Below are 8,664 nucleotides of genomic sequence, written 5' to 3'. Positions count from 1 at the left end.
ATCCCCCAAACGGCAACCGACAGCGATCGCATCTCCCATTCTCCCACAGTGCAGGTATCTTGAATCGTGCTTCACACTGGGGACACTTAGCTAAAAGCTTAAGCTGATGGCGATGGCTGATGCCTCGGCTATAGCCTACGCACTTCCAAACAGACTTAAACTGCCACTCAATCCGATGACAAGGCGACTCGGCATAGCAAGCACCACATACCCGAATCGGTTCTATAAGTCATGCGTACTCCCTAGCCACTTCCTACAAAACAGTCTTTTCAACCTTCTTAAACCCTCTGGATAGAGACTTAATTGCCGTCTCCCTTAAAATTTCATCCAAGCGGCAAATCTGGGGGTAACAACCAGGCTCAAAACCAGAGTGCGCGGGACGTGATGGGACAAGACCAACTGCGAGAATTGGCGATCGTCCTGGTAGCACGGGTACGCAAAAACGCTTCCATCGATTGGAATCTCAAAGAAAGCATCCGATCAAGAATGAGGGTGATGGTTAAACGTCTATTGAGGCAATATGGCTATCCGCCCGATATGCAAGCTCTTGCGATCGAGTTAGTGTTAGAGCAGGCAAAGGTTTTCACCGAGTTTGAAGTAGAGACAAATCGTTCCTAATATTACGCAGGAAGATTAAAACTCCTGTAGCGAAGTTGTAACATAGAGATAAGGATGGTATAAGTGGCGAAAGGTAAAGGAAACCCGCCATTTTGAGTACAGTGAGGATAGGCGGGGAAGCTGTTATATTCTGATGAAGCTGTAGCTAGTTTTAAGCCCTAGGTCAGGATATGACGTTATTCTGACCTCGCTTTAGTGGCTGTAAGCCCCGATAAAATTTGACTGTTCTGAAGGTTTATAAAATCCAATAATTTTTTTAGAAGTGTCGTCTGTTGAAATGTCTAATTTACTTATTCTTTTTTCCAATCCACATTCAACTGTTTTTTTTATAGCTTCAAAACAAGAGTCAAATATTTCAATTAATGAATTATTATCATTTTGGTCTTTTATCTCGAATTCTTTGTTAACAAATTCCTCTTTTTCGATAGCTGGAACCCTCACAATAAATGAATTTTCTTTTTGCTTAACAGCTATAACAAAAATTACCCCTGACAAAGGAACTAAGTGGTTTTCACAAAAACTTTGACCATAAAGATTGGTATTGCTTGGATTTGATATATTAAGTAGTAACTGGAACTCAAAGAAACAGCCATTTTTTATAGTAATGAAATCTTCAATATTGTTGTCTACGAAACCTATTTCTTCTGCTGAGTTAATAAGACGTAACTCCTTAGCTCTAATATAAAGAGCTAACTTTTTAGTAAATTCTTTTATAAAATCATAATTTTTTGTTACATATTCAATAGTTTTTCTATGATCTTCCTCGTTAATATCTACTAATTGCTGAAATTTTGATATGGACATATTTTTGACCTACTGTATACAGTTATTGACTATTGTAGCATTAAGCCTAGATGCTTGAGGATTTTTTGCAGACTATTTAGTTGGCACTCTCACAATACAAAGCCATGTGTCACGCGGTTGACACTGTACAGCAGCACTGTTATAGTATTTGAAACGCCTGACACATGGCGATACACGTATGCTGCCTATCATTATGCCAAATCCCAAAGGACACGAAGGCTCAATCAAGGATTCTCGATTTAAGGCTGCGTGGCAGAGTGGCCCTACTTGCACCATCCAAGTTCTGACCACCCTCGCTTAATCAGGAAGTGCCTCTATCCTGATGTAGCAGCACTGCTTTCAAGTCCTAGATGGGAAAAAGAGTTATCCCCGCCTATACCAAGATTTTGGAGTGACTGGGAAAATTACCCTTTTCCCGGCTAAACCTCTAGCGGGATTTTTTCGACGGGCTGTTAAGTCTTTGCCGAAGTGAAAAAAATTAGAAGACCGTCGGAAAAATAGCCGCCTGCCCGTCCGGCTGAGGACACCCAAAGCCGTGTGTCACGCGCTTGATATTATTTAATAGCCTTAGCGGTTCCAGGCTCTGGCTCAGGATATATGGCTATCTTTACTGAGTTTTACCTTGCAAGCCCTGGGCTGGGAAATACCTCAAATCCGACCAAGATAATATCCGCTTCTATTCCCTGTGCAGTTGGGGTGGGAACCGTTAGTGAAGATTGGACATTATCATGTTGATGCAGAGAAAATTTTGGGGGTTAACCAGATATGATTATAACTATTTTAGGGCAAGCAAGAGGAGGAATAGCATTAACAAGTTTTGACGCTGTATTTTACGCCATAACATTTCTGGTTCCCGGATTTGTTATGGATTTAACATTATCTATTTTTGTCCCTAAAAGGCTGGAAGATTTACAATCTTCCCTCTTGCGATTTTTGACTCTGAGTTGTGTCAATTATGCAGTTTGGTCTTGGCTAATTTATTTAATATTTTTAAAAACACCTAGAGAGGTTTTATCTGTTTTTTACACTGCTTTATCTTTGGGAGTGGTTGTGTTTATTAGCCCGATAGTAATTGGAGTTTTACTTGGATATTTCAGCCAAAAAGAATGGATTAAAAAAATCTTAAATAGATTGGGATTAAATACAATCTCTAGCATTCCTACAAGCTGGGACTATAAGTTCAGTAAAATTAATGAGTCTGTATGGCTAATTGTAACTTTGAAAGACGGCAGTACAGTAGCAGGGTATTTCGGCACTAACTCCTTTGCTTCATCGATTGTCTCAGAGCATGACTTGTATATTGAGGAAATTTACAAGATTGATACTAATGAATCGTGGGAAAGACTGATTCCCCCTTGCAGCATCTTACTAAAAGGGGAAGAAATAAAGTATATTGAATTTTGGAGCGATAAACAGGAGGAAGCTAATGTCTAACGAAAAACAAGAACGGTTGGATGGCTACCAAGCCAAAAAGTCAAATCCCCCAGAAAAACGGACTCCACCCAAAGGTGGTTCTAATGTCACTCCTCCGCCTAAAGAGAAAAAAGAGCAAGATTAACGACACAATATCCCCAACGCCTCATCGAAATCTTGGTCACAATAAAATAGATGTTAGTAAGAGGTAAATGACATGAGCCGAGAGGAAGCAGTGCGACGAATTGAGCAGGTGGCTGATGAAAATTTGAGTGAACTAGATTTATCGGGGCTGCAGTTGGAAGAAGCACCACCGGAAATTGCCAAGTGTATATATCTGGACTCGCTTAACCTCAGTTGCAATCAAATTAACTCCATCCCAGAGTGGCTTGGGCAACTGTCCAATCTGATAGGGCTTGACCTTAGTCAGAATCAGATTACCTCCATCCCAGAAGCGTTAGGGCAACTGTCCAATCTGACATGGCTTTTCATCGAGCAGAATCAGATTACCTCCATCCCAGAAGTGATTGGGCAACTGTTCAATCTGAGAACTCTTTTACTCCATGAAAATCAGATTACCTCCATCCCGGAATCGATTGGGCAACTGTCCAATTTGAAAAATCTTTTCCTCTATAATAATCAGATTACTTCCATCCCAGAAGCGATTGGGCAACTATCTAAGCTAGAAACCCTTAACCTCGGTCAGAATCAGATTACCTCTATCCCAGAAGCGATTGGGCAACTGTCCAATCTCGAAATGCTTACCCTCAGCCAGAATCAGATTACCTCTATCCCAGAAGCGATTGGGCAACTGTCCAATCTAAAACGGCTTAACCTCGGGCAGAATCAGATTATCTACATCTCAGAAGCAATTGGGCAACTGTCCAATCTGGAAATCCTTAACCTCAGCCAGAATCCAATTACTCAAATTCCAAAGGTGATCGGACAACTGTCTAATCTAAAACGGCTTACCCTTGGTAGCAATCAGATTACTGAAATCCCAGACGCGATTCGTAGTATGGAGAATTTGGGAAAACTAGATTTGCGAACCATTCCCGATTCTTACTTCCACACCCGCAATCCAGCGCTACCTGAGCTAGATGCTGAGCGCCAGAAAATTGAATCTGAGGAATATTTTGACACTGAAACTCTTCAAGACGCCAGACAACGGATAACTGCTTCTATTGTGCAGCGACAGGGACAGGCTGGATTTCGACGTAAGTTGTTAATTGCTTACGGTGGTCGATGCCCGATAACTGATTGTGATGTAGAGTCAGCTATCGAAGCGGCACATATAATTCCATATCAAGGTACTCAAACCAATCATCCAACAAATGGTTTACCGCTCAGATCCGACATACACACTCTGTTCGATTTGCATTTACTATCAATTCGACCAGATACCAATGAAGTGGTGATTGCTCCTGAACTCGTCGGCACCTGTTACCACGATTTGGCTGGTCGGAAACTGGCTTTACCACAGGATCAAAAAACAGTACCAAATCAAAACGCTCTTAGCAAGCATTATGAAGCTTTTCTCAGCAAATGCAAAAGTGGTCAGCCATAACGGTTATAAGGTATAGGTGGGGATATTCGAGTATCCCCGCCTATACCAAGATTTTGGAGTGAGTAGGAAATTACCCTTTCCCCGCCTATACCTCTAGCGGAATTTTTTCGACGGGCTGTTAAGTCTTTGTCGAAGTGAAAAAAATTTAGAAGACCGTCGGAAAAATAACCGCCACCCGGTTAACTATTGGTAATACCACAAAACACTGTGTCACGCGCTTGACACTACTTAAGGGTTACTGCTACAGTAAATAAAACGCTTGATACAAGGGATTCATTTGTTATGCCCAACCCTATTGATTGGCGTGTAAATAAACTACAGGTTATGATGACCCGAAATGGCTTCTGGTAAATAAGTTCAGCCGTAAGGGCTTAGAACAATACATTGTGGATCAAGCAAATGGCAAAGATTATATTAAGTTTATTGGATAATGGTCTAGATTATATCTATGAAGCAGTAGTACCAATGTTGGAATGCCTTGATGGACCTGAGCATTCATGGAAGTATTCTGTATTGCATCTATACTCTGGAATTGAATTATTACTAAAAGAGAAACTCAGACAAGAACATTGGAGCTTAATATTTCAAGACATAAGTAGTGCTAGCTTAAAAAAACTTGAAAATGGTGATTTTGTTAGTGTGTATCATGAGGAATTAATAAAAAGATTACGAAATATTTCAGAAGTCATTCTTGATGATAAACCTATAAAAAAACTTCGAGATTTAAGAAATAGATTTGAACATTTTGATATTGATATACCATTAAGTGAATGTCAGTATATTGTAGCGGCAGCATTAGATGAAATTATAAAATTTTGGGAAACTTACCTCAAACCTCTTAGTACAATTCGCCAACAAGAAGAATTCAAAGCAATAAAAGAAATTGCAACCAGATTTGAAGTTTATAAAAATCATAGGTTAAATAAATTTAAAGAAGTCATAAGTGGAATTGTGGAGAGTAAGAATGGAGTAATAGTCGGATGCCCGGACTGTTCCTCATTAAGCTTTGTTGTATTTAAAGATAATGAAAGAGAGTGCAAGTGTTTTGTTTGCGATGAAAAATATACTAAGGATGATTGCCTAAAAAAAATAAGAAATATTGAAGAGTATCGGCAGACAGCTCTAGTTTTTTGTGATGAGCCCTATGACACAACTTGTCCTTGTTGTCAAAAAGAAACGAGAATAAGATATATGCTTTTAGGCAAGGCAATTTTTGATGAAATAGCTTTTTATTGGTGTTTGAACTGCCTTAATCGAGAGAAGCTAGACCCTGAGTTTAAAGAACGGTTTAGGAATGCCCCACGAGAAGAACTTTTAAATATTTTGGAATACCACTTTGCGGTCGAAGCAATCTCTCAAATGCTCCAAGATACTCGATCAAACCATGCAGTTTCTCAAATGCTTCAAGATATTTGATCTAACCTGTGATCGCAAAATTGACAGGTTGATGTTTAATTGCTGCAAGGAGTGGAAACATGAGCAACAAAATAGACAGGCATGGACAGCGACAATTCTGTCCTACCCTCAGATAAAATTGCTATTTGCTCGCTAATATCGAAACATAAAATCCATGTGTCACGCGCTTGACACTACTTAGCCTTCCTGCTAGACTAAATGAAACGCTTGACACAAGGGAATCACTTGTTATGCCTAACCCTAAAGGACACGAAGACTCAATCAAAGATTCCCGCTTTAAAGCTGCTTGGCAGAGTGGCCCAACTCGCACCATTCGAGTTCCGATCGCCCTGGCTGACGCTACTCTAGATTATGCCCGACAACTCGATAAAGGAATTGAACCGCGTGACACAGCAGATAGGCGTGGTGGTTCCGAAGTAGAAAAGAAACAGTTTCAATCGCATGACACAAGGACTGGAGCCGAGGAAGTGGCGTGGTTAAAGGCTGAGAATAGGCGCTTACAGAATTTAGTGAGTGATATGAGGATTGAGCTGTACCACACCCCACCCCCTGAAATTGAGCTACCAGAGGCTGCTGACTTGTTAAACAGACTGAAAGCCAAGCGTAAGAAATCAGCGACAACACTCGCAGACATTGAGGCAATTTTGGAGATGATTGAAGGGTAAACCCCAAAAGGGAATTAGGAATCTATACCCCGGTTCATCCCGGAATGTGCTGAGATAATTTCTATAGCGCTAAGCCACAAAAACTTAAAACCCTATTAGGGATTGAAACTCCGTCGTTACTTACGGAGTTACTGCAAACCGTCACCAAAAACCTAAAGCCCTATTAGGGATTGAAACTTGACAGACTTTGATGCCATTTGATTCGGTTTGATTCCTGTTTTTGCGCGGTTTGCACAGCAACTGCACTGTCAAAATCTAAAATCTGAATTTAAAACCTGAAATTATTTGGCCGACAAGAGCGGTTGGTATTCTGTTCGCTGTCGGCAAGTATGATCGCACCTGGCAACAATTGCCAAAACCAAAATCCCTCAATTACTCGAAAGTTGAGGGATTTTTCTTGGCTCAAAACATCCCATCCAGTAAGTCGGTAACGGCCCCTTGGTCGCGGCTGCGATTATCGTCGTACACCATCAGGGTATTCAAATTCCTGTGCCTGCTGAGTTTCTGAACTTTCCGCACATCCCCATCTGTTGCGTCCAGCGCTGCTGTGATAGCGCTGTGTCTGATGCGGTGAGGGGACATCTGTTTTTTAATACCAGCTTTTTCGCTATAACGGACAACCATCTTGCAGATCCCGTCGCCGCTAAGTCTGTGTCCGCTGTGAGCGGAGTCAAGTGCTATAAAAAGCGGACTATCGTGCGAGCAACTTCCCCTTTCCTCCAACCAATCGGCGATCGCCTGCACTGTCGCAGAACCCAAATCGATCATCTCAGCTTGCGTACCGCGTCCCTTGCCCCTAATCCGCAAAGTCTTACCGGCCGGGTCAAAGTCACCAACACTCAACTGGCTGATTTCGTTTCGTCGCAAAGCATTACCCCACAGCAGCCGGAGCAAAGCATAGTCTCTCTTGCCAGCTTTCGTTGCCAGATCGCACTGCTGCAAAATTCGCTCAAAAGTGGCTCTATCAACGCCCGTTGTATCTCGGTAGCCGACAATTTTCTCCCCCTTAATATCCCCTAAAGTATAGTGACACACGCCGAGCTTGCGACCCATTTCCACCAACGATTTAACAGCCGCTAGCCGCCGATTAACAGTCGCTTCCTTGAGTCCCTTGTCGATCAGCTTAGCTTTGTACTTCAACACCACCGAAACTGCTTGCCGTTCCTCAAGGTGCAAAAACTCCAAAACGTTATCAGGCAAGGCGGGCGTCCCTGTCATAGTTACCAAAAAGTCATTGACATCACGCTCATAGGCGCGTCGTGTATTTTCGGAGCGCTTCTCGGCGAGTAATTGTTTGAGCACGTCTGGATCGGTATCTAGAGTATCGAAATACCTTTCAATTTTGGCATCGAGGGAAGCTTCCAGGCGGGCGATCGACAGTTCTGCTTTCATTGTTTTTGCTATTGATAAGCACAGTTTACGATGGCATGGAGGGTCAAAATGCGCCCCGTCCATTTTGGGCGGGGCTGTGGTGTCTAAGCGGCTCTGTGTTTTAGTATCGCTTGTTGCGCCAAAGCTGTCGCTTGATTTTCTGATTCCAGAATCAAGACCGGAATGTTCTCGCCGGCCCGCGTCCGTTGAGTCGCCGTGCCAGCACGGAGGCGTGAAACTGAAAATGTCCGCTAACAATTTTGTACCCGCTACTGTCGCGCACCACCACGGGGGGAATCATGAACCCACCGCTCGCCAGACGCTCGCTCGCCAGCAATTTCTAGCTCGCCCGGATCTTCGTTGCAGACTGGCACATCAGAAGTGATGCGCTTTACCGAGACTAACGAGAGCATTAGTTTCTTGGTGGAGATCGGCCGACGCCGTAAGCACTCTCCGTAGTTGGTGCGGTAGCGTCGGTGTGGCGATCGGTTCTGGGGCGGTCGGAGTTTTTTCGGGCAGTGGTTTTGGTTGTACTAGATAAATACTAGCACTATGCCTAGTAGACATTTAGTAATTAAGCTAGTTTTTGTGTCTAGTATTTCTCATGAGTCAATGCTAGTATTTTGGTCTAGCTTATGTACTAGATACCGCTAGCGATGGGAGGGTTCGCTAGGGGTCGGGCAACTGTTGCTGATAGTCTTGGAGCTCGCTAAGTTTGGCTTGTAGCGCTGCCATTTGGGCATTCGTGGCGTCGATTTTTGAGGCGATTTGAACGAACTTGTTGGCTAACAGAGTCATTGTTCTTCGTCC

10 protein-coding genes are annotated in these 8,664 nt (G+C 42.7%); 7 read left to right on the top strand and 3 right to left on the bottom strand.

Annotated features, from left to right (window positions below; genetic code table 11):
* The first annotated feature begins 303 nt into the window (after window positions 1-303).
* Window positions 304-618 (top strand): type I restriction enzyme endonuclease domain-containing protein, encoded by a 315-nt coding sequence (locus QUB12_RS35745; protein WP_333310848.1) that lies wholly within the window; start codon window positions 304-306, stop codon window positions 616-618.
* Between the two features lie 192 nt (window positions 619-810).
* Here the strand turns inward: QUB12_RS35745 and QUB12_RS35740 are convergent, their stop codons facing one another.
* Window positions 811-1,422 (bottom strand): hypothetical protein, encoded by a 612-nt coding sequence (locus QUB12_RS35740; protein WP_333310846.1) that lies wholly within the window; start codon window positions 1,420-1,422, stop codon window positions 811-813.
* 178 nt (window positions 1,423-1,600) lie between these two features.
* Between QUB12_RS35740 and QUB12_RS35735 the strand changes: the two genes are divergently transcribed.
* From QUB12_RS35735 to QUB12_RS35710, 6 genes are all read left to right on the top strand, one after another.
* Window positions 1,601-1,723: a hypothetical protein gene (locus tag QUB12_RS35735; protein WP_333310844.1), complete on the top strand. Its 123-nt coding sequence runs from the start codon at window positions 1,601-1,603 to the stop codon at window positions 1,721-1,723.
* Window positions 1,724-2,187: 464 nt separating this feature from the next.
* Complete coding sequence (locus QUB12_RS35730) at window positions 2,188-2,856, top strand: DUF6338 family protein (RefSeq protein ID WP_333310842.1); 669 nt, start codon at window positions 2,188-2,190, stop codon at window positions 2,854-2,856.
* Entirely contained in the window at window positions 2,849-2,980 is a 132-nt protein-coding gene (locus tag QUB12_RS35725; RefSeq protein WP_333310840.1) for a hypothetical protein, read from the top strand. Before QUB12_RS35730 ends, QUB12_RS35725 begins: the two co-directional genes overlap by 8 nt.
* A 72-nt stretch (window positions 2,981-3,052) precedes the next feature.
* The gene (locus QUB12_RS35720) at window positions 3,053-4,402 is read left to right on the top strand and encodes a leucine-rich repeat domain-containing protein (protein WP_333310839.1); all 1,350 of its coding nucleotides are present in this window, start codon (window positions 3,053-3,055) and stop codon (window positions 4,400-4,402) included.
* 399 nt (window positions 4,403-4,801) lie between these two features.
* Window positions 4,802-5,818 (top strand): hypothetical protein, encoded by a 1,017-nt coding sequence (locus QUB12_RS35715; protein ID WP_333310838.1) that lies wholly within the window; start codon window positions 4,802-4,804, stop codon window positions 5,816-5,818.
* Window positions 5,819-6,048: 230 nt separating this feature from the next.
* A complete protein-coding gene (locus tag QUB12_RS35710) occupies window positions 6,049-6,483 on the top strand; it encodes a hypothetical protein (RefSeq protein ID WP_333310836.1) in 435 nt (144 codons plus the stop codon).
* A gap of 402 nt (window positions 6,484-6,885) precedes the next feature.
* On the opposite strand, the gene QUB12_RS35705 is transcribed toward QUB12_RS35710, so the two are convergent.
* Window positions 6,886-7,875, bottom strand: a complete 990-nt coding sequence (locus QUB12_RS35705; RefSeq protein ID WP_333310835.1) for a tyrosine-type recombinase/integrase — start codon at window positions 7,873-7,875, stop codon at window positions 6,886-6,888.
* Between the two features lie 354 nt (window positions 7,876-8,229).
* A complete protein-coding gene (locus tag QUB12_RS35700; RefSeq protein WP_333310834.1) occupies window positions 8,230-8,421 on the bottom strand; it encodes a hypothetical protein in 192 nt (63 codons plus the stop codon).
* Window positions 8,422-8,664 lie beyond the last annotated feature (243 nt).

Origin of the sequence: Microcoleus sp. B7-D4 (assembly GCF_036705125.1) — a bacterium.
Lineage (GTDB): Bacteria > Cyanobacteriota > Cyanobacteriia > Cyanobacteriales > Microcoleaceae > Microcoleus.
The sequence above is the reverse complement of the archived record's forward strand: the minus strand, read 5'-3'. Positions and strand labels throughout refer to the sequence as shown.